Below are 20,049 nucleotides of genomic sequence, written 5' to 3' on the forward strand. Positions count from 1 at the left end.
GGAGGGGCAGCACGCATGGCAAGGCGAGGACACGCGAGGGCCGGAGCCAGTCTGGCGCTGGGCGCGCTCCTTTCGGCAGGTCTGGGCGGCTGCATCAATATCGCCGCGCCGGACGAGCCGATCGTGATCGAGCTCAACGTCAACATCCGGCAGGAAGTGATCTATCGTCTGGCCGAGGACGCGGCCAATACGATCGAAGAGAACGCGGACATATTCTGATGTTTATGCGCGGGCGACACGGAGGACTGACAATGCGCAAGGCGACCCTTGGGATGACAGCGGCAGCAGCAGCGCTGCTGGGTCTGGCAGCCACCCCGGCCATGGCCGATCGCGATCCCGCCTATGCTGCGGCGCGCGCGCAGGGCAAGGTGGGCGAGAAGCCCGACGGTTATCTCGGCATCGTCGGAAGGGCTGACCCGGCATTGCAGCGCGTGGTCGACAATATCAATATCAAGCGCAAGGCGGTCTATTCGCAAAAGGCGCTGGAGAACAAGGCTACGCCCGATGCCTATGCCTTTACCGCAGGTTGCCAGGCCATCGCCCGCACGGTTCCGGGAGAAAAATACATGGCGCCCGACGGCAGCTGGCAGACCCGCACCAGCGCGCCCCCGATCAGGGATCCGCGTTGTCCTTGATTCTTGCCTGTTCGCCTGCACGGGCATGTCGTCGGCGCCGTTTCAGCTGGTGCGGGCTTGAGCATCTGCAGGCAGCCGGCCTTCGGCCCGCGTAATCCAGGATTTCGTATCGCGGGGGCAATGCGGAACACAAAGGTTCGCAACTGCACAAACAAGGCCCGCCCGATGTTGACTTGGGTGTGACCCCCTTCTAAGGGGGCGGCGCCCTCGGCGGGCACCTCATTGCGCGTGCCTTGTCTTTCCTTTTTCGGTAGCATGGCATGAGCGACGAGAAACCCGCCCGAGAACCCATCGTCGAGGATGCGCGAATTGACGCGCTCGAAGCGCGGCTCAAGGCTGCACGCGAGCGCGAAGAGCAGCGCAACCGGCCGAAGGTGCAGGGGACCGATGCGAATTACCGCAGCGGCAACCGCGCTCTGGCCAACCTGCTCGGTGGGATCATCGGTGGTCTGGTCATCGGCTTTGCGGTGGATTCGCTGGCCGGTATCGCGCCATGGGGCCTGTTGGGCGGACTGTTCCTCGGAACCGCTTCGGCCTTCAGAAGCATTATCCTTGCGGCGAATACGCGCCCCGAGGAGCCGTCTGACGGGGAGTAGCGGGCGTTCAGCCCCTGTTTGCCCCCCTCTTGGACTGCTTTAGGGGCGTGTTTCATGTGAAACATTTGAGGGCCGACAGATCGTGGCAGCCGAAGAAGGCAAGGTCGATCCGATGAAGCAGTTCACCATCGAACCCCTCATGGGGTCCGATTGGCAGCTGGCTGACGGATACAACATCGCGTTCACCAATTCCGCGCTGTGGATGGCGATCACCGCCGTCCTCGTCTGGGTGTTCGTCGCCGGCGGGATGAAGCGCGAGCTGGTGCCGGGGCGCTGGCAGATGGCGGTCGAGACGATGACCGGCTTCATCGACGACCTGCTCGAAGCCAATGTCGGCAAGGCCGGGCGCAAGTATGTGCCCTATATCTTTACGCTTTTCATGTTCATCCTGTTCGGCAACCTGCTTGGCCTGGTGCCGGTGGGTCTTGTTCCCGGGGTGCACGCATTCACCTTCACCAGCCATTTCACGGTGACCGGGGTTCTGGCGATCCTGAGCTTTTCGATCGTCCTGATCGTCGGCTTTGCCAAGCACGGCCTGCACTTCTTCTCGCTGTTCTGGCCCTCGGGAACGCCGGTGTTCCTGGCGCTGCCGATCAGCCTGATCGAATTCGTGTCCTTCATGGTTCGCCCGTTCAGCCTCGCTCTGCGACTGTTCGTGGCGATGATGGCGGGCCACGTGCTGCTCAAGGTGCTGGCGAGCTTCGTCATCGCCGGCGGCGGGGCAGGGCTTGGCCTTGGCGCGCTGGTCGGCCTGCCGAGTTTTATCCTGATGGTCGCGATCAGCGCGCTCGAAATCCTCGTTGCGGGCATTCAGGCCTATGTCTTCGCGCTGCTGACCTCGCTCTATATCAACGATGCGGAAAACCTTCACTGAGAGCTAAGCGGCTCTCTTCACTACCCTCGACAACAATCAGAATTCAAACGGAGTTTAATACCATGGACGCTCAAGCTGCTGCTCTTCTCGGTGCCGGTCTCGCGGCGATCGGCGCTGGCCTCGCCGCGCTCGGCGTGGGCAATGTCTTCGCCTCGTTCCTCGAAGGCGCCCTGCGCAATCCGGGTGCCGCCGATGGCCAGCAGGGCCGTCTGTTCATCGGCTTCGCGGCCGCCGAACTTCTCGGCCTGCTCGCCTTCGTTATCGCCGTCCTGCTGATCTTCAGCTAAGACAAGGTGCATGGAATGGCCGGTGATGCGGGGTTACCCTCGCGTCCCCGGCATTCCGTACCAAAGGCGCAAGCATGCCCCAGATCGACCAAATCGCTGATACCCTCTCGAGCCAGGTGTTCTGGCTGCTGGTGTTCTTTGGCCTGACCTTCCTCGTGGTGGGGCTGGGCATGGTGCCGAAGATCATGGGCACGGTCGACCTGCGCGACCAGCAGATCGCCGGTGACCTCGCCGCAGCCCAGGCCGCGCGCGATGCGGCCAACAGCGAGGAAGAGGCCTGGCGCAAGCGCGAGAATGAAAATCGTGCCGCTGCCCAGGCGCTGATCGCCGAGGCCAAGGCCAAGGCGGCCAAGGCGAACGAGGCGAAGCTCGACAAGGCGCAGGCCAAGCTCGACAAGCGTCTGGCCGAAGCCGAAGCCGCGATTGACGCCGCTCGCAGCAGCGCCATGGCGGAAATCGAAGGCGTGGCGGCGGATGCTGCGCGCGAGATCGTCGCCCGGATCGCCGGGACCGACGTCGAACCCGCCGCCGCCGAGGCTGCGGTCAAGGAGGTGATGGCCCATGGCTGACATTCTGACCCTGCTTGCCAGCGGTGCCGAAGGCCATGCCGAACCGGCAGTGCTGGGGCTCGATTCCTACCAGTGGGTTGCGCTGGCGATGACCGTGCTGATCGCGGTGTTTGTGTGGAAGAAGGTCCCCGGCATCATCACCGGCGGGCTGGACGCGAAGATTGCAGAGATCCGCACCCAGCTCGACGAAGCCAAGACGCTGCGGGCCGAGGCCGAGGCGCTGCGCGCCGAGTATTCCGCCAAGATCGCCAGCGCCGAGAAAGATGCCGAAGCGATGCTGGCCGGAGCGCGCGAGGAAGCCGAAGCGATCCTCGCCAAGGCCGAGGCCGACAGCGAGGTAATGGTCGCCCGCCGCCAGCGTATGGCAGAAGACAAGATCGCCGCTGCCGAGCGCGCCGCTGTGGCCGAGGTAAAGGCGAAGGCGGTAACCGCCGCCGCAGCCGCTTCGAAGGTGCTGATCGCCAAGGCGCACGACAAGAAGGCCGACAAGAAGCTCGCCGACGAGGTGATTTCCTCGCTCTGAGCCACGCATTTTTCCGGTTACGGAGAGGGGGGCGGTCCAGCGAGGCCGCCCTTTTTCTTTTGTCCGTCGCAGTTTATGCGTTGGCAGAACGGGAGACAATCATGCGACATCCTGCCGCCCTGTGGTTGATCATGCCGGCCCTCGGCATTTCGGCATCGCTCGGTGCCAAGACCGACGGAACGCACGCGCCCATTGCGCTGTGGGGCCAGTTCACGACCGAGAGCACATCGGCGGACGTCAAGGCGTTCAAGGCCTCGCTTGAGAAGAAGCGGGTCGAGGTGCTGCCCGGCTGCGACGCTCCGATTGGCTATCGCACCGAGAAGAAGGCGTTGGTCACCATCATCTTTGCCGCGCAGGATGGCGATGCCGATTGCCATGCGCGCCTGCTTCGCCAGCTGCGCGAAGACAATGGCGAACCTGAAATCGGCCATACCACTTTCGGCAGTGTCATTGGTTACGGCAACGGCGGTGTGCTGGACACGACCTCGTCCGGCGTCGTCCTGATCTGGCGAGACGGCGAAAAGAAAACCAAGCTGATCAAGTCGCCGGGCAATGGCTACAATCTGATCTTCACTGTGCGCGAGGACAAGTACATCTATTGAGGCCGGTGCCTAGCTGCCCGGCACGAACACCACTTTGCCCACCAGCTGGCGCTGCGCCATCGCGTCGAAGCCCTCGCGCCAGCGCGACAGCGGCAGGGTGCAGTTGATCGCCGGGGTGATCCGGCCTTCCTCTGCCAGCTCCCTGATTGCGGCGTTGATCGCGGCTCCTCGTTCTGGGAAGCGGCGGGCATATTCCCCGGCGCGCAGGCCGATGATGCTGAAGCCCTTGATCAGCGGGATGTTGGTGGAAATCTCGGCGATGCGACCAGAGGTGAAGCCCACCACCACCAGCTTGCCGCCGAAGGCGACGCAGCGGGTCGATTCGTCGAACACATCGCCGCCGACGGGGTCGAAGACGATGTCGGCCAGTTTGCCTCCGGTAATTTCCGATACCCGCTCTCTGAAGCGTCCCTTGGCGAGCAGCACCGCTTGCGGAGAGGCGAGGGCGGCGATGCGCTCGGCCTTGTCGGCGCTGCCGGTGGTCGCGATCACCTTAGCGCCCAGCGCGCGGGCCAGATCGCAGGCGGCAAGGCCCACCCCGCCGCTCGCGCCGTGGACGAGCGCCCACTGGCCGGGCTGCAATCCGCCCAGTTCGACCAGGCCGGTATAGGCGGTGGAATAGGCCGCGCCCATGGCCGCCGCCTGCGCAAAGTCCATGCCGCGCGGCATCGGCGAAAGCTTGTCCGCCGCAACGCTGGCAATCTCGGCAAAGGCCCCGGTCTTGTTGCCGCCCATCACCCGGTCCCCGCGCGCAACGCCGCTTTCCGGATCCGCCTCGATCACTTCGCCGGCGAATTCCAGCCCGCTGGTGAAGGGGACTTGCGGTTTGAACTGGTATCCCCCTTGCGTCATCAGCAGATCGGGGAAGTTTAGCGAGGCTGCGCGCACCTGCACCAGCACCTCGCCCGTGCCGCGCACGGGTGCCGGGATATCGGCCAGCATCACGCCGGACAGGTCGTCCGACAGGCGCTCGACCCTGAGAGCCTGCATCGTCCTAGAAACTGTCCTTGGCCGCCCTGAGCGCTGCAAAAGTCTCGTAAGGCGCGGCGCCGCCCCACTTCGCCATCATCGCCGGATCATCGGCACGCAGGAAGGGATTGGTGGCAAGCTCGCGTTCGAGCGTGGTCGGCACTGTCCACTCGTCCTTTGCGCGCTTGGCCGCGATCTCCTCGGCATAGGCCTGAAGCGCCGGATTGTCGGGATCGGCATGGAGCGCGAACTTCGCGTTCGAGGCGGTGTATTCGTGCGCGCAATAGAGCAGCGTCTCCGGCGGCAGCGCCTTGATGCGGCTGAGGCTCGCCCAGAACTGCTTCGGCTCGCCCTCGAACATTCGCCCGCAGCCCAGTGCGAACACCGAATCGCCGACAAAGGCCACGCCCGCGCTCGGCAGATGATAGGCGATATGGCCGTTGGTATGGCCCGAGACGTCGATCACCGATGCCTCGACCGGCCCCAGCATCACCGGGTCTCCGTGGGCCACGATCCGGTCGATCGGGAACTTGCCCTCGATCTCTGCAGGGCCGGTGATGGTGCAACCGGTGGCTTCCTTGATTGCCGCATTGCCGCCGGCGTGATCGGGGTGCCAGTGGGTGTTCCAGATCTGGGTGATGCGCCAGCCCCTCAATTCGGCTTGCCGCAAATATTCCGCGCCATCGGGCGTGTCGATTGCCGCTGTCTCGTGGCTGTCGGTATCGTGGACGAGATAGCCGTAGTTGTCGCTGAGACAGGGGAACTGGTGAACATGGATCATGGCCGCCATCCTACAGGCGCAGCCCTCAAAGGAAAAGGCCCGCCTGCCGGAGCAAGCGGGCCTTTCGTCATTTCAAGGCGCTCGCCCAAGGGGACGAGCGCCTGAAAATCAGTCGTCCTTGCGCTTGAGCGCTTCGCCGAGGATGTCGCCCAGCGAGGCACCCGAATCCGACGAACCGAACTGCGCCACGGCTTCCTTTTCTTCGGCGATCTGACGCGCCTTGATCGAGAAGTTGGGCTTCTTCGAACGGTCAAAGCCGATCACCATCGCGTCGACCTTGCTGCCAACCTGGAAGCGGTCGGGACGCTGTTCGTCGCGGTCGCGGCCAAGGTCGCTGCGCTTGATGAAGCCGGTCGCGCCATCTTCGCCGACCTGCACCTCGAGGCCGCCGTCGCGAACTTCGAGCACGGTGACGGTGACGGTCTGGTTCTTGCGCAGGCTCGAGCCGCTGGCAGTACCTTCAGCAGAGGGCGCACCCTTTTCGAGCTGCTTCATGCCGAGGCTGATGCGCTCCTTCTCGACATCCACATCGAGCACGACGGCCTTGACCATCTCGCCCTTGCGGTGGAGCGCCAGCGCGTCCTCACCCGAGATGCCCCAGGCGATGTCCGACATGTGCACCATGCCATCCACGTCGCCGTCGAGGCCGACGAACAGGCCGAATTCGGTCGCGTTCTTGACTTCGCCTTCGACCACCGAGCCGACCGGGTGCTTCTCGGAGAATTCTTCCCACGGATTGCGCTGGGCCTGCTTCAGGCCGAGGCTGATACGACGCTTCTCGCTGTCGACTTCGAGCACCATCACTTCGACTTCCTGCGAGGTCGAAACGATCTTGCCCGGGTGGACGTTCTTCTTGGTCCAGCTCATTTCCGACACGTGAACGAGGCCCTCGATGCCCGGCTCGAGTTCGACGAAGGCGCCGTATTCGGTGATGTTGGTGACCTGGCCCGACAGCTTCATGCCGACCGGGTACTTGGCGGCCACGCCATCCCACGGATCGCTTTCAAGCTGCTTCATGCCCAGACTGATGCGCTGGGTATCGGCGTTGATGCGCACGATCTGGACGGTCACGGTGTCGCCGATGGCGATCACTTCGCTCGGGTGGTTGACGCGCTTGTAGCTCATGTCGGTTACATGCAGCAGGCCGTCGATACCGCCGAGGTCGACGAAGGCGCCGTAATCGGTGATGTTCTTCACGACGCCGTCGATGATCTGGCCTTCGGCGAGATCATTGATGAGTTCGCTGCGCTGTTCGGCGCGGGTCTCTTCGAGGACGGCACGGCGCGAGACGACGATGTTGCCGCGGCGGCGATCCATCTTGAGGATCTGGAACGGCTGCGGCACGTCCATCAGCGGGGTGACGTCGCGCACGGGGCGGATGTCGACCTGCGAGCCGGGGAGGAAGGCCACGGCGCCATCGAGGTCGACGGTGAAGCCGCCCTTGACGCGGCCGAAGATGCGGCCCTCGACGCGCTTGCCTTCGCCGAATTCGTTTTCGAGCTTGTCCCACGCGGCTTCGCGGCGGGCGCGGTCACGCGAGAGCATGGCTTCGCCATCGGCGTTCTCGACGCGGTCGACGAAGACTTCGACTTCGCCGCCGACGGTCAGGCCGTGGTCGTCCTCGCCGCGGGCGAATTCCTTGAGGGGGATGCGGCCTTCGCTCTTGAGGCCGACGTCGATCACGGCATAGCCGTTCTCGATCGCGGTGACGGTGCCCTTGACGACGCGGCCTTCAAAGCCGTCTTCGCCGGCGCCGCCGAGCTGTTCATTGAGGAGCGCCTCGAAATCGGCGCGGGTGGGCATCTGGGTTGCCATAAGGTCAGTCAGTCCTGTTTCGTTGTGCTACCGGCCACCGGTTTTTCCGGGGTCTTTCTCCGCTTCCCAGGCACCATTGCCGGGGCTGGCGGGGCAAGAGGCAGACTTCTCCGCAAGGCCCCATGCCTGTACGAAGGTTCCTTCAACCAGAGATGATTGCGAGAACGGGGCGGCGCCTATGCGAGATGCTCGCGAAATGCAAGGAAAACCGCCCGCGGCACAAGGAGAGGGGAAAGGACGATGTTAACCAAATTCCCCTATAATCCTGCCCCAGTGCTTCAGCTTTCACGGGAATTGCCGATCATGCCTGTTCTTGGACGATATCCGCGCCGAACCTTGGCGTTGGTTGCAGGATGCCTGTTTCTCGGGGCATGCGGTGCGGGTGCCGATGCTGACGTCTATGCCATCCCCTTGACCGAGGCCAAGGCGAAGGTCCGCAGCACCCAGGCGTCCTACATTGCTGGCTCGCAGACCCGTTCGATGCGCTCTGCCGGGGTTGAGGCCGGAGGGCTTCGGGTGACAATGCCCAACGCCGGCACCTTCTCGTCATCCTGCTTCCTTCGCTTCGAGGCGGTGGACGAACAGAGCACCCGAATTACTCCCGATTGCGGCGATACCGGAGCAGCCACCAGCGATGCGGCGGCACGCTTCGTCGAACTCGAAATTGCCGCACTGGTCCGCCAGACGCTGACGGGCGAGCCGGTCGATGCGGAGGCGCTCGGCAAGCAGATGGCGAAGGTTGCCTTGAAGAACATGCCCAAGATGCAGCAGGAAGGCTTCGCCGCGAACGAGGAGTGGGTCCAGCAGCAGCAGGAAAAGGCGATCCAGCGAGCCAAGGATGCCGAGGACGGTTGGGGCGAGTGACGTGCAAGTGGGCTGAGCCAGTCAGCCCGCGCGCATCTGCTCCACCGCCTCGATCGCCGCCTCGACCGCCGCTTCGCGCCCGAAATGGGTGGTGTCGATCACCAGTGCGTCCGTCGCGGCACGCAAGGGGGCGTCGGTGCGATTGATGTCACGCGCGTCGCGGGCGACGATGTCACGCTCGATCTCGGCCAGCGGAATGTCGATCTCGCGACCTGTCATCTCCAGCCAGCGCCGCCGCGCGCGCTCCTGCACGCTGGCGGTGATGTAGAGCTTTACTTCTGCCTCGGGGGCGATGACGGTGCCGATATCGCGCCCGTCGAGCACCGCGCCGCCGGGCTGGGTGGCAAAGGCGCGCTGGCGTTCGTATAGTGCCTGCCGCACGGCCGGATGCACCGAAACCCTGCTGGCGAAACCACCAACCTCCTCCGACCGCAGGATATCGTCATCAAGCAGCGTGTCGTAAAAGGTGCAGGCGGCCAGCGCGTCGGCGGGATTGTCCGGATCGCCGCCGTTCAATTGCACCTGCCGCCCGACCGCGCGGTAGAGCAGGCCGGTATCGAGATGCGGCAGGCCGAAATGCGCGGCCAGCGCCTTGGCGATGGTGCCTTTGCCCGAAGCGGTGGGGCCGTCGACGGCGATAATCATCCCGCTGCCTCGTCCAGCATGCCCATGAAGGTGGGGAAGCTGGTGTTGATGGGGGCGGTGTCATCGACGCTCACCCCGGTGCGGCTGACAAGCCCGGCCACGGCCATGCTCATGGCGATGCGGTGATCAAGGCGGGTGGCGACGCTCGTCCCCTCGCGTGTGCCGGTGAGCGGTTCTCCGCCGGTGCCGTGAATGGTGAGGCCATCCTCGTGCTCCTCCACCCGCGTGCCTGCCAGTTGCAGCGCGCTCGCCATGGTAGCCAGACGATCGCTTTCCTTGACCCGCAGTTCCTCAAGCCCTGTGGTGCGAGTGGTGCCGCTGGCGAGTGCCGCGGCGACGAACAGCACCGGAAACTCGTCGATCATCGAGGGGGCAAGGGCAGGGTCCACATCGACGCCCGAAAGCGGCGCATGGCGCACTCGCAGATCGGCCACCGGCTCGCCGCCGACCTCGCGGGGGTTCACCTCGGCAATGTCCGCGCCCATCTGCCGCAGCACGGCCAGCAGGCCTGCGCGGGTCGGGTTGAGGCCGACATTCAGGATTGTGAGGTCGCTGCCAGGGACGAGCGTGGCTGCGACCATGAAGAAGGCCGCCGAGGACGGATCGCCCGGCACGGTCACATCCATGGGCCGCAAATCGGCCTCGCCGCGGATTGCGATAATCCGTGTTCCATTTTCCTCGCCGACTTCGAGCCTCGCACCGAAGCCCGTCAGCATCCGCTCCGTATGGTCACGGGTCGGGACGGGCTCGATCACGCGGGTGATGCCGGGGGTGTTGAGGCCCGCCAGCAGCACCGCGCTCTTTACCTGCGCGCTCGCTACCGGCAGGTGATAGGTGATTGGCACGGCGGGGCTCGCGCCGCGCAGCATCAGCGGCAGGGTTCCGCCCGCGCTTGCCTCGATCGATGCGCCCATCATCGAAAGCGGATCAATCACCCGCTTCATCGGCCGTCCCGAAAGGCTCGCATCCCCGGTAAAGGTCGCGGTGATGGCATGGCTGGCGACAAGCCCCATCAATAGGCGCGTCGAGGTGCCCGAATTGCCCATGTCGAGTGCGGACTTGGGTTCGAGCAGGCTGCCGACGCCCGCGCCATACACCGTCCACGCACCTTCGGGGTCGCGTTCGATCTGCGCGCCGAGCTGGCGCATCGCGGCCGCCGTCGCCAGAACGTCCTCGCCTTCCAGCAAGCCGGTGATGCGGCTCTGCCCGACGGCAAGCCCTGCAAACATCAGTGCGCGGTGGCTGATCGACTTGTCGCCCGGCACGCGGATCGTGCCTTTGAGCGGGCCGGTATGCGAGAAGCGGTGGCTGGTCATAAGGCCGCGGTCTTTGACAGCGCCCCGCGCTTCTGGCAAGGCGCGCCGCGCGCGGGGCCGCTCGCTCTTGATAAAGGGCTTGCCGGAACCCACAATCCCGATCACAGCACCCGTGAATATCGCAAGTTTTCGCCCGCCCCTTAGGGGGGTTGGCCCCTATTGAGGAACAAAGATGGCAAAGCCCGAATGGGGTACCAAGCGTACCTGCCCCAAGTGCGGGGAGCGGTTCTACGATCTCGGCAAGGAAGATCCGGTCACCTGCATCGAATGCGGCGAGACCTGGACGCCCGAGCCAGTGCTCAAGTCCAAGCAGCCGATTCCCTTCGAGGAAGAGAAGAAGAAGGATGTCGAGGCCGATGCCGATCTCGGCGGCGATGACGATATCGACGATCTGGAGGATATCGAGGACATCGACGATGATGGCGATTCGCCCGACAACGACGTCGATCTCGGCGGTGACGATGACCTGGGCGTCTCGACCGGCAAGGGTGACGACGACGACGACGAGAGCTGATTTAGCTCTTGCAAAGGGAGGTGTGCCCCTATATTGGGCGCCTCCCGCGAGCAGGGTGAATGCCCCGTTCGCATGATGACTGGCTCGGGGCCTTAGCTCAGCTGGGAGAGCGCAACACTGGCAGTGTTGAGGTCAGCGGTTCGATCCCGCTAGGCTCCACCAGTCACTCTGATAAAGTCGGAACTTCGCGAGGAAGTCCGCAACGCTGGCCGACGAGGTTTCGTCCGCCGGCGTTTTTCGCGTTTTCCGGGCGTTTCGGCACCCGGCAGGAGAAGCAGGCGATGTTCGATACCCTGTCCGACCGGCTTGGCGGCGTATTCGACAAGCTTAAGGGTCGCGGTGCGCTGCGTGAGCAGGATGTGCGCGATGCCATGCGCGAGGTCCGCATCGCTCTCCTCGAGGCCGATGTCGCCCTGCCAGTTGCCCGCCGTTTCATAGATGCGGTCACCGAAAAGGCCGTCGGGCAGGACGTGCTGCGTTCGGTCACGCCGGGCCAACAGGTCATCAAGATCGTTCATGACGAACTGGTGGAAACGCTTGGCGGGGCCGAGACCGAGGGTCTGAACCTCGATGCGAAGCCGCCGGTCGTGATCATGATGGTCGGTCTGCAGGGCTCGGGCAAGACCACCACCACGGCCAAGCTCGCCAAGCTGATCCGCGAACGTCACGGCAAGAAGGCGCTGATGGCCTCGCTCGACGTCAACCGGCCGGCCGCGCAGGAACAGCTCGCCGTGCTGGGCGGGCAGGTCGATGTCGCGACCCTGCCGATCATCAAGGGCCAGCAGCCGGTCGATATCGCTCGCCGGGCGATGGAAGCTGCGCGTCTGCAGAATTTCGACGTGCTGCTGCTCGACACCGCAGGCCGTCTGCATGTCGATGATGCGTTGATGGCCGAGATGAAGGCCGTCGCCGGCGTTTCCGCTCCCAATGAAGTGCTGCTGGTGGTCGATTCGCTGACCGGCCAGGACGCGGTCAACGTCGCGCAGAGCTTTTCCGGCGAAGTCCCGCTGACCGGCGTGGTGCTGACCCGGATGGACGGCGATGCGCGCGGCGGCGCGGCGCTCTCGATGCGCGCGGTCACCGGCAAGCCGATCAAATTTGCCGGGACGGGCGAAAAGCTCGACGCGATCGAGGTGTTCCGCCCCGGCTCGGTGGCCGACCGCATCCTTGGCATGGGCGATGTCGTCAGTCTGGTCGAGAAGGCCGCGGCGACGATCAAGGAAGAGGACGCCGAAAAGCTCGCCCGCAATATCGAGAAGGGCAAGTTCGACCTCGACGACCTCGCCATGCAGCTGCGCCAGATGCGCAATATGGGCGGGCTCGGGATGCTGGCGGGGATGATGCCGGGAATGAAGAAGGCCAAGGCCGCGATGCAGGCCAGCGGCATGGACGACAAGGTGCTCGTCCATCTCGAAGCGGTGATCTCGTCGATGACGCCGAAGGAACGCGCCAATCCCGACCTGATGAACGCCAAGCGCAAGAAGAGGGTTGCGGCGGGCAGCGGGACGGACGTGCAGACCGTCAACAAGCTCCTGAAGATGCATCAGGAAATGGCCCGCGCCATGAAGCAGATCAAGAAGATGGGCGGCCTCAAGGGTTTGGCGGCCATGTTCGGCGGCGGGGGCGGGATGGGCGGCATGCCCGGTCTCGGCGGTCCGACGGGCGGTGGCCCCGGCGGTCTTCCCGGCCTTGGGTCAGGCATGGGTGGTCTGCCCGGCCTTGGCGGGCCTCCGCGCAAGAAATAGTTTCATCTCAGTATTTTCGTTTCAATAGTTCAATTCCAGTCGAAAGGTAAAACCCCATGTCCATTTCCATCCGGCTTTCGCGCGGCGGTGCCAAGAAGCGTCCTTATTACCGCGTCGTCGTCGCCAACAGCCGTTCTCCCCGCGATGGCAAGTATCTCGAGCAGATCGGCACCTATAACCCGCTCCTCGCCAAGGATTCGCCCGAGCGCGTGAAGCTCAATGAAGACCGTGCCCGCTACTGGCTGGGCGTGGGCGCGCAGCCGACCGACCGGGTTGCCCGCTTCCTCGACGCCGCCGGCATCAAGGAACGTGCGGCCCGCAACAACCCCAAGAAGGGTGAGCCGGGCGAGAAGGCCAAGGAGCGCGCCGAGGAGCGTGCGGCCAAGATCGCCGAGGCTGAAGAAGCCGCGCGCGCCGCTGAAGAAGAAGCCAAGGCTGCTGCTGCTGCCCCGGCTGCCGAAGAAGCGCCCGCCGAAGAAGCTCCGGCTGCCGAAGAGACGCCCGCTGCCGAAGAGGCGCCCGCTGCCGAGGAAGCTGCTGCTGCCGAGGAAGCTGCTGCCGAAGAGCAGTCCGAAGGCTAAGCCCGCATGACCAGGCCCGTCACCCTCGCTGCCATCGTTGGCGCGCACGGGGTGACGGGCGAGGTGCGCCTCAAGTTGTTCGGAGAGGGTGTCGCTGAACTCTCCCGTCACAAGACCTTCAACGACGGCGCACTGACACTCTTCAAGATCCGCGAGGACGGCAAGGGCGGGGCCATTGCCCGGCTCGCCGAAAGCACCTCGCGCGCCGATGCCGAGAAGCTGCGCGGCACGGTGCTCAGCGTACCGCGCGAGGCGCTGCCTCCGCTTGGCGAGGGCGAATACTACCACGCCGACCTGCTTGGCTTGCCGGTGCTCACCGACGCGGGTGAGCGCATCGGAATCGTCGCCGCAATCGAGAATTTCGGTGCAACAGACATCGTCGAAATTGCCCGCGAGCCTGTGCCGGAAAAAGGGCAGAAGACTTTCATGGTCCCGATGATTCCCGCAGCGGTTCTGGAGTGGGACGAACACCGGCTTGTGATTGCGGGCGCTTTCGCAGAAGACTAGGGGCGTGAGCCCGCCCGCCAATGACGCCTTGTGGCAGCGCCTAGCCGACCACTACATCGGCCCAACCGACGCATCGCTGTCTTTCGTCGCCCGGCTTGCCCGCGAAAACCGCTGGAGCTTGGCCCATGCCGAGCGTGTGATCGGCGAATACAAGCGCTTTTGCTATCTCGCGATGACCGCCGGCCACGAGGTCACGCCGTCGGATGCGGTCGATCAGGCCTGGCACCTCCATCTGACCTACTCGCGCGATTACTGGCAGGTTTTCTGCCCGCAGGTGCTAGGGGCCGACTTGCATCATGGCCCGACGCGCGGTGGACGCAACGAACGAAGCCGGTTCTATCATCAGTACGCCGCCACTCTGGCCGCATACCAAACCGCTTTCGGCCATCCGCCGCCGGGTGACATCTGGCCGGTTGCACACCGGCGCTTTACCATCGACCCGCAGGGAGTGCGTGTTAACTTTTCCGATGTTATCGTTCTTCGACGCCGGGTCGCGCTGGCGGTGGGTCTGCTTGCTTTCGTGGCAGGCTGGCTCGCGGGAAGGATAATATAATGCAGCTGTTCTCGTCTTGGACGGGCGGCGACTTTCTGTTGTTTTACACGCTGCTGCTTGGCTTTGCCATGCTTGCGTCATGGTGGATGCCGATGCAGCTGCGCCCGTCCGGGCGGACCGCCGAATCGCTCGAAGCCGAAGATCTTGCCCTGCTGTCAGGCGGCCGAGCGCGCTTTGCCGATTCGCTCATGGCCGATCTTTTCGTGCGTGGTGGCCTGGCTGAGGCAGGTCGCGGCAAGCTGGCGGTGGTTCAGAGCAGTCTGCCGGCCAGTCCTGCGGGCAAGGCATTGTTGAGGGTCTCGGGACCGATTTCGCCGGTAGAGGCACGGTCTCTGCTTGCCTCCCAGGCCGATCGAGTCGCTGCCCGGCTGGAACGCCACGGCTTGCTGCTGCGCTACGAGGAAATGCTGCGGCTGCGGATGCTCTGTATTGCACCCTTCGTTTTTCTGCTGGTGGTGGGTCTATACCGCCAGCGCGCGGGCAGCATGCTGGGTGAACCGACGGGGGCGCTTGTAGGGTTGATGGTGGTCACCGTGCTTGCGGCTGTGATCCGCTTGGCGAAGTTTGACCGCCGTACCGAAGGCGGCATCGCGACACTCCACAATATGCAGGACAAGTTTGCACGCCTGCGCCTTGCGCCGGAGCCGCAGGAGGTGCCCCTTGCTGTGGCGCTGTTCGGCACGGCGGTTCTGCTAGGTACCCCATGGGAGCCGGTCCACGCGATGCTCCACAAGAACAAGGACGGTGACGGCGGTGACAGCAGCGACAGTGACGGCGGATCGGGCTGTGGCGGTGGCTGCGGCGGTTGCGGGGGCTGATTTCCCGGCGTAAGCGCACGGGCATGACCACGCTTCCTGTCGCCGTCATTCAAGCCCCGCCGGTTCCGCTCGATTTTCAGGCGGGGATCGACAAGGCGCTGCATCTTGCCCGCGAAGCCACTGAAAATGGCGCGAAGGTGGTGGCCTTCGGGGAGACCTTCCTCGGCGGCTATCCGCTGTGGCTGGACGAGGCGCCGGGCGCTGCCTTGTGGGATCATCCGGGCACGCAGGCGCTGCATGCGATCATGCTGGAACAGGCGGTGGTGGCCAATGACGAGCGCCTTTTGCCTTTGCAGGAACTCGCGGACGCGAGCGGCGCGATCATCAGCATTGGCGCGCATGAGCGGGTGCGGCGCAGCCTCGTCAACAACCAGCTGACATTCCGCCCCGGCCTGCCGGTGCTGGACCATCGCAAGCTCGTGCCGACCCATGGCGAACGCCTGATCTGGGCACGCGGCGATGGTTCGACGCTCTGCGTGCATCAGGCCGAGTGGGGCCGCCTCGGCACGCTGATCTGCTGGGAGCACTGGATGCCCTTGGCGCGCGCGGCGATGCATAATCTCGGCGAGGATGTGCACGTAGCCGCATGGCCGACGGTGCGCGAGAGCCACGCGATTGCCTCGCGCCACTATGCAATGGAGGGGCGCTGCTTCGTGCTGGCGGCGGGGCTGGTGCAGGTGAAGGATGATTTGCTGGATGGGCTGGAACGTGTGGGCGGTGATGCCGACGCGCGCGAATTGCTCGAAGCCATCCCCGGCGAGGTGCTCAACAAGGGCGGCTCGCTGATCGCCGCGCCCGATACCCGTGTGATCGCACAGGCGGGTGAAGGGGAGGAGACGCTGTTTGCCGAGCTTGATCTTGCCGAGGTGGCCGAGGGTTTGACGAACCTCGATACCGACGGGCACTATGCGCGGCCGGATGTGTTTGAACTGATGGTCGATACGCGCGCGAAGGATGGGGTGGCATGGCAATAATCTCGGGTGTCTTGACGCTCGCCTTTCTCGCGGGTCTGGCGATGCTGTTCGGCTTCATCGCCAATTTCGCCTTCAAGCGCAGTTCCCCGGCACGGCGCGCCGGCTATGCGGCGGCGGCGCTGGGAGTGTTGCTCACAATCCCCGCCTTCGCCGCCTTGATCGGAACCGGTGCGGGGCTGCTTCCGATCATCGCCGTCGGGGTCGGGACGCTCCTCTTCGCTGCGCTGGCGTTCCCGCTCGCGCTGGTCGTGACGAAGCGCAGGCCGGCCGATCCGGATCACAATGTGTTCGACTGAATGACCTTCGCCGCCACCATCCTCACGCTCTATCCGGAGATGTTCCCCGGGCCGCTCGGGCACTCCATCGCGGGGCGCGCGCTGGCTGATGCCAAGTGGGCCTGCGAGACGGTGCAGATCCGCGACTTCGCCACCGACAAGCACCGCACGGTCGATGATACCCCCGCAGGTGGCGGGGCGGGGATGGTGCTCAAGTGCGATGTGCTCGCGCGAGCGTTGGACAGCGTGCCTGCCGCCGGTCGCGCGATCCTCGCCATGACCCCGCGCGGGAAACCCATCACCCAACAGCGCATCCGCGAACTCGCCAGCGGCCCCGGGGTCATCATCCTGTGCGGGCGGTTCGAGGGGTTCGACGAGCGGCTGTTCGAGGCCCAGCCGGAGATCGAGCAGGTCAGCCTCGCCGACATCGTCCTTTCCGGCGGCGAGATGGCAGCGCTCACCATCCTTGACGCTTGCATTCGCCTCATTCCCGGCGTAATGGGCGCGGCTTCCAGCGGGGCCGAGGAGTCGTACGAAAACGGCCTCCTCGAATACCCGCACTACACCCGACCTCAGGAATGGGAAGGGCGCACGATCCCCGAAGTGCTGCGATCGGGGGATCATGCGAAGATCGCTGCTTGGCGCAAGGCAAGGAGCGAAGACGATACACGGTCACGCAGGCCGGACTTGTGGGAGCGCCATGAGGGCGCTCGGGTCCAACCTGCCTCTGGCGCGCAGCGAAAAACGAAGGAACCGGACCAGTGAACCTGATCCAGCAGATTGAAGCCGAAGAAATCGCCAAGTCCGGCAAGGACATCCCCGAATTCCGCGCGGGCGACACCGTCCGCGTCGGCGTGAAGGTGAAGGAAGGCAACCGCGAGCGCGTGCAGAACTACGAAGGCGTCGTCATCGCCCGTTCGAACCGCGGCATGGGTTCCAACTTCACCGTGCGCAAGATCAGCTTCGGCGAAGGCGTGGAACGCGTCTTCCCGCTCTACTCGCCGATCGTCGAAAGCATCACCGTGGTGCGTCGCGGCGTCGTGCGCCGGGCCAAGCTCTATTACCTGCGCGGCCGCACCGGCAAGAGCGCGCGTATCGCCGAGCGCAAGGTCAACGCGCCCAAGGCGTAAGGCTTCATTGCCAGCAAATACACGAAGGGCGACCCTGCGGGGTCGCCCTTTTCGTTTTGGGCCCCTTGCCATTCCGGTCGGTCATTGCGAGGAGCGTCAGCGAGGAAGCAATCCAGAACGGCACGGACCGGCGCTGGATTGCCGCGCCGCCTTCCGGCGGCTCGCAATGACGAGGTGAGCTTTGGATGCGTTCGGTTTTTGCTGCGGTTGCCCTTTCCCTTTCCACTTGCCTGACAACTCCCGTGCTGGCGGAGACAGCGACCATGTCTGAGATGGCACCCACGCTCACTTTCGAGCGCGTCTTCGCTTCACCCGGCCTTGACGGCCCCGCACCCCGGCAGGTGAAGCTCTCGCCCGACGGGCGCTATCTCGCCCTGCTGAGAAACCGCGCCGACGAGCGCGAGCGCTATGACCTTTGGGGCTATGACATCGAAACCGGGGAATGGCGGATGCTGGTGGATTCGGAGAAGCTCGGCAGCGGCAAGGAATTGTCCGAGGACGAAAAGATGCAGCGCGAGCGCGCGCGCGTGGCGGGGCTCAAGGGCATTATCAGCTACCAGTGGGCAAGCGACGGTTCGGGTGTGCTGGTGCCCTTGGACGGCGATCTTTACCTCGCGCGGCTCGACGGCACGGTGACTCAGCTCACCGATACCGAAGGGACCGAACTCAACCCCAAGCTGTCGACCAAGGGCGGGTTTGTTTCCTTTGTCCGCGACCGGCGGCTGTGGGTTGGCCCCGTGGGTGGGGAAGCGCAGCCTGTTACGCCCGCCGATGAGGCCGATACGATCCGCTGGGGCGAGGCTGAGTTTGTCGCACAGGAGGAAATGGCGCGGCTTCAGGGCTATTGGTGGTCGCCCAATGACGACCGGATCGCGGTGCAGCGCACCGACGAGAGTCCGGTGGGCATCGTTACCCGCGCTGCCATCGGCGCGAAGGGCACCCGCGTGTTCGACCAGCGCTATCCTGCCGCCGGCACCGATAATGCCGTGGTAGAATTGTTCCTGATGGATCCCGATGGGGCGAACCGGGTGAAGGTCGATCTGGGACCCGATCTCGATATCTATGTCGCGCGGGTTAATTGGGGGCCGGACGATTACCTTTATGTCCAGCGGCAGGACCGCGCGCAAACGAAGATCGATGTGCTCAGGATTGATCCGGCAACCGGCGCGAGCACTGTTCTGTTCACCGAGAAGGCCGCGCGGTCGGATTACTGGGTGAACCTCTCGGATAATTACCGCTTCCTCAAGGATGGCAGCCTGCTGTGGTGGTCGGAGCGCGATGGCTACGGGCACTTCTACCGCTACGCCGACGGCCAGTGGACGCAGCTCACCAGCGGCACCTCGCCCACCACCACGCTGGTCGGGGTGGACGAGGAGGCGGGCACCTTCACCTATCAGGCGACAGCTGGCGTGCTGACCCAGCAGATCTACCGTGCGCGGCTCGACGGAACCGGAGAGCCTGAGTTGCTCACCGACCCAGCCTTCACCAATTCCGCCAGCATGGATGGCAAGGGACGGCTGCTCTACGTCACCCGCTCCGCGCCCGAACAACCGCCGCAGTCCTATCTGGCAACGCCGGACGGCAAGCGCGTGGCCTGGATCGAGGAAAACCGCGTCGAGGGCGAGCATCCCTATGCGCCCTACCTGGCGAGCCATGTCACCCCCGAATTCGGCGTCATCGCCGCAGAGGACGGGACGCCGTTGCACTGGATGATGCTCACGCCCAAGTTGGAGCCGGGCAAGCGCTATCCGGTGTTCTTCCAGCACTATGGCGGCCCCGGTCCGCAGACGGTGACGAAAGGATGGGGCGGTGCACTCGCTCAGGCGATTGTCGACAGGGGCTATATCTGGTTCCAGCTCGACAATCGCGGGTCGGCCAATCGCGGGGTGGACTTCGAGCAGCCGCTTTACCGCGCGATGGGCGGCGCCGAAGTGCGCGACCAGAAGACGGGCGCGCAGTTCCTGAAAGCGCTCGATTTCGTCGATCCGGCCAAGATCGCGACCTATGGTTGGTCCTACGGTGGCTATATGACGCTCAAGATGCTGGAGGCCGATCCCGGGCTCTACGCCGCGGGCATTTCCGGCGCGCCGGTGACCCGCTGGGAGCTTTACGACACCCACTATACCGAACGCTATATGGGCGATCCGCGCGAAGTTCCCGGGGCCTACGAGCAGGCGAGCGCTATTCCCGATGCTACGAAGATCGCTGACCCGCTGCTGCTGATCCACGGAATGGCCGATGACAACGTGGTTTTCGAGAACTCTTCCGAGTTGATCGGTGTCCTGCAGGAAGCCAACCTGCCCTTCGAGATGATGCTCTACCCCGGTTACACCCACCGCGTGTCGGGGGAGAAGATCGGCCCGCATGTCTGGAACACGATCTTCCGCTTTCTGGAGAGCCACGGCGTCGCGCCCCAGACCAAGGAATAGGTCTGCGATACGCGGATAGCGGTTGCGCTTGGCCGCGCGCGCGCTAT

Annotated in this window: 25 protein-coding genes and 1 tRNA gene; 21 read left to right on the forward strand and 5 right to left on the reverse strand. The window is 64.6% G+C overall.

What is annotated here, in order from left to right; all coding sequences use genetic code 11:
- Positions 1–15 precede the first annotated feature (15 nt).
- The 8 genes from I603_RS05595 (at position 16) to I603_RS05630 (ending at position 4,086) form a co-directional block, all read left to right on the forward strand.
- Complete coding sequence (locus I603_RS05595) at positions 16–219, forward strand: YnbE family lipoprotein (RefSeq protein ID WP_068863316.1); 204 nt, start codon at positions 16–18, stop codon at positions 217–219.
- A 53-nt stretch (positions 220–272) separates the two neighbouring features.
- A complete protein-coding gene (locus I603_RS05600) occupies positions 273–635 on the forward strand; it encodes a YdbL family probable chaperone protein (RefSeq protein WP_232305258.1) in 363 nt (120 codons plus the stop codon).
- A 260-nt stretch (positions 636–895) separates the two neighbouring features.
- Complete coding sequence (locus tag I603_RS05605) at positions 896–1,231, forward strand: AtpZ/AtpI family protein (RefSeq protein WP_068862960.1); 336 nt, start codon at positions 896–898, stop codon at positions 1,229–1,231.
- An 82-nt stretch (positions 1,232–1,313) separates the two neighbouring features.
- Positions 1,314–2,105 (forward strand): F0F1 ATP synthase subunit A, encoded by a 792-nt coding sequence (locus tag I603_RS05610; RefSeq protein ID WP_198157221.1) that lies wholly within the window; start codon positions 1,314–1,316, stop codon positions 2,103–2,105.
- Positions 2,106–2,167: 62 nt separating this feature from the next.
- Complete coding sequence (locus I603_RS05615; RefSeq protein ID WP_066530046.1) at positions 2,168–2,392, forward strand: F0F1 ATP synthase subunit C; 225 nt, start codon at positions 2,168–2,170, stop codon at positions 2,390–2,392.
- 74 nt (positions 2,393–2,466) lie between these two features.
- Positions 2,467–2,961 carry a F0F1 ATP synthase subunit B family protein gene (locus I603_RS05620; RefSeq protein WP_068862962.1) on the forward strand — a complete coding sequence of 165 codons (495 nt, stop codon included), beginning with the start codon at positions 2,467–2,469 and terminating at the stop codon, positions 2,959–2,961.
- Positions 2,954–3,484 (forward strand): F0F1 ATP synthase subunit B family protein, encoded by a 531-nt coding sequence (locus tag I603_RS05625; RefSeq protein WP_068862963.1) that lies wholly within the window; start codon positions 2,954–2,956, stop codon positions 3,482–3,484. The genes I603_RS05620 and I603_RS05625 overlap by 8 nt, the downstream gene beginning before the upstream one ends.
- A 101-nt stretch (positions 3,485–3,585) precedes the next feature.
- A complete protein-coding gene (locus I603_RS05630; RefSeq protein WP_068862965.1) occupies positions 3,586–4,086 on the forward strand; it encodes a hypothetical protein in 501 nt (166 codons plus the stop codon).
- 9 nt (positions 4,087–4,095) lie between these two features.
- Here I603_RS05630 and I603_RS05635 read toward each other — a convergent pair whose 3' ends face one another.
- From I603_RS05635 to rpsA, 3 genes are all read right to left on the reverse strand, one after another.
- A complete protein-coding gene (locus I603_RS05635) occupies positions 4,096–5,076 on the reverse strand; it encodes an NADPH:quinone oxidoreductase family protein (RefSeq protein WP_068862967.1) in 981 nt (326 codons plus the stop codon).
- A gap of 4 nt (positions 5,077–5,080) precedes the next feature.
- On the reverse strand, positions 5,081–5,836 hold the full coding sequence (gene gloB / locus I603_RS05640; RefSeq protein WP_068863320.1) for a hydroxyacylglutathione hydrolase: 756 nt from the start codon (positions 5,834–5,836) through the stop codon (positions 5,081–5,083).
- 108 nt (positions 5,837–5,944) lie between these two features.
- Positions 5,945–7,651: a 30S ribosomal protein S1 gene (gene rpsA / locus I603_RS05645; RefSeq protein WP_068862969.1), complete on the reverse strand. Its 1,707-nt coding sequence runs from the start codon at positions 7,649–7,651 to the stop codon at positions 5,945–5,947.
- A gap of 336 nt (positions 7,652–7,987) precedes the next feature.
- Between rpsA and I603_RS05650 the strand changes: the two genes are divergently transcribed.
- Positions 7,988–8,515 carry a hypothetical protein gene (locus I603_RS05650; RefSeq protein WP_143736742.1) on the forward strand — a complete coding sequence of 176 codons (528 nt, stop codon included), beginning with the start codon at positions 7,988–7,990 and terminating at the stop codon, positions 8,513–8,515.
- Positions 8,516–8,536: 21 nt separating this feature from the next.
- Here the strand turns inward: I603_RS05650 and cmk are convergent, their stop codons facing one another.
- Together cmk and aroA are read right to left on the reverse strand one after the other, a co-directional pair.
- Positions 8,537–9,160 carry a (d)CMP kinase gene (gene cmk / locus I603_RS05655; RefSeq protein WP_068862972.1) on the reverse strand — a complete coding sequence of 208 codons (624 nt, stop codon included), beginning with the start codon at positions 9,158–9,160 and terminating at the stop codon, positions 8,537–8,539.
- Positions 9,157–10,476 carry a 3-phosphoshikimate 1-carboxyvinyltransferase gene (gene aroA, locus I603_RS05660; RefSeq protein WP_068863322.1) on the reverse strand — a complete coding sequence of 440 codons (1,320 nt, stop codon included), beginning with the start codon at positions 10,474–10,476 and terminating at the stop codon, positions 9,157–9,159. Before aroA ends, cmk begins: the two co-directional genes overlap by 4 nt.
- 172 nt (positions 10,477–10,648) lie before the next feature.
- Here aroA and I603_RS05665 point away from each other — a divergent pair, with 172 nt between their 5' ends.
- From I603_RS05665 to I603_RS05720, 12 genes are all read left to right on the forward strand, one after another.
- Complete coding sequence (locus tag I603_RS05665) at positions 10,649–10,990, forward strand: TIGR02300 family protein (protein ID WP_068862973.1); 342 nt, start codon at positions 10,649–10,651, stop codon at positions 10,988–10,990.
- 86 nt (positions 10,991–11,076) lie between these two features.
- Positions 11,077–11,152 (forward strand) — tRNA-Ala (locus I603_RS05670).
- A gap of 119 nt (positions 11,153–11,271) precedes the next feature.
- A complete protein-coding gene (ffh, locus tag I603_RS05675) occupies positions 11,272–12,735 on the forward strand; it encodes a signal recognition particle protein (protein ID WP_068862975.1) in 1,464 nt (487 codons plus the stop codon).
- A 56-nt stretch (positions 12,736–12,791) separates the two neighbouring features.
- Positions 12,792–13,316, forward strand: coding sequence for a 30S ribosomal protein S16 (gene rpsP / locus I603_RS05680; protein ID WP_068862976.1), 525 nt, complete (start codon positions 12,792–12,794; stop codon positions 13,314–13,316).
- Positions 13,317–13,322: 6 nt separating this feature from the next.
- Positions 13,323–13,823 (forward strand): ribosome maturation factor RimM, encoded by a 501-nt coding sequence (gene rimM / locus I603_RS05685; protein ID WP_068862978.1) that lies wholly within the window; start codon positions 13,323–13,325, stop codon positions 13,821–13,823.
- Between the two features lie 4 nt (positions 13,824–13,827).
- Entirely contained in the window at positions 13,828–14,376 is a 549-nt protein-coding gene (locus I603_RS05690; RefSeq protein ID WP_068862979.1) for a glycine-rich domain-containing protein, read from the forward strand.
- Positions 14,376–15,194 (forward strand): TIGR04222 domain-containing membrane protein, encoded by an 819-nt coding sequence (locus tag I603_RS05695; protein ID WP_068862981.1) that lies wholly within the window; start codon positions 14,376–14,378, stop codon positions 15,192–15,194. The genes I603_RS05690 and I603_RS05695 overlap by 1 nt, the downstream gene beginning before the upstream one ends.
- A gap of 23 nt (positions 15,195–15,217) precedes the next feature.
- Positions 15,218–16,168, forward strand: a complete 951-nt coding sequence (locus tag I603_RS05700; RefSeq protein WP_068862983.1) for a carbon-nitrogen hydrolase family protein — start codon at positions 15,218–15,220, stop codon at positions 16,166–16,168.
- Complete coding sequence (locus tag I603_RS05705; protein WP_143736741.1) at positions 16,159–16,464, forward strand: hypothetical protein; 306 nt, start codon at positions 16,159–16,161, stop codon at positions 16,462–16,464. The genes I603_RS05700 and I603_RS05705 overlap by 10 nt, the downstream gene beginning before the upstream one ends.
- Positions 16,465–17,208: a tRNA (guanosine(37)-N1)-methyltransferase TrmD gene (gene trmD / locus I603_RS05710; protein WP_068862987.1), complete on the forward strand. Its 744-nt coding sequence runs from the start codon at positions 16,465–16,467 to the stop codon at positions 17,206–17,208.
- Complete coding sequence (gene rplS / locus I603_RS05715; RefSeq protein WP_068862989.1) at positions 17,205–17,573, forward strand: 50S ribosomal protein L19; 369 nt, start codon at positions 17,205–17,207, stop codon at positions 17,571–17,573. The genes trmD and rplS overlap by 4 nt, the downstream gene beginning before the upstream one ends.
- A 185-nt stretch (positions 17,574–17,758) precedes the next feature.
- Entirely contained in the window at positions 17,759–20,002 is a 2,244-nt protein-coding gene (locus I603_RS05720; RefSeq protein WP_068862991.1) for a S9 family peptidase, read from the forward strand.
- The last annotated feature ends 47 nt before the right edge of the window (positions 20,003–20,049 follow it).

The sequence above is a fragment of the Erythrobacter dokdonensis DSW-74 genome (assembly GCF_001677335.1).
Taxonomy (GTDB): Bacteria; Pseudomonadota; Alphaproteobacteria; order Sphingomonadales; family Sphingomonadaceae; genus Erythrobacter; species Erythrobacter dokdonensis.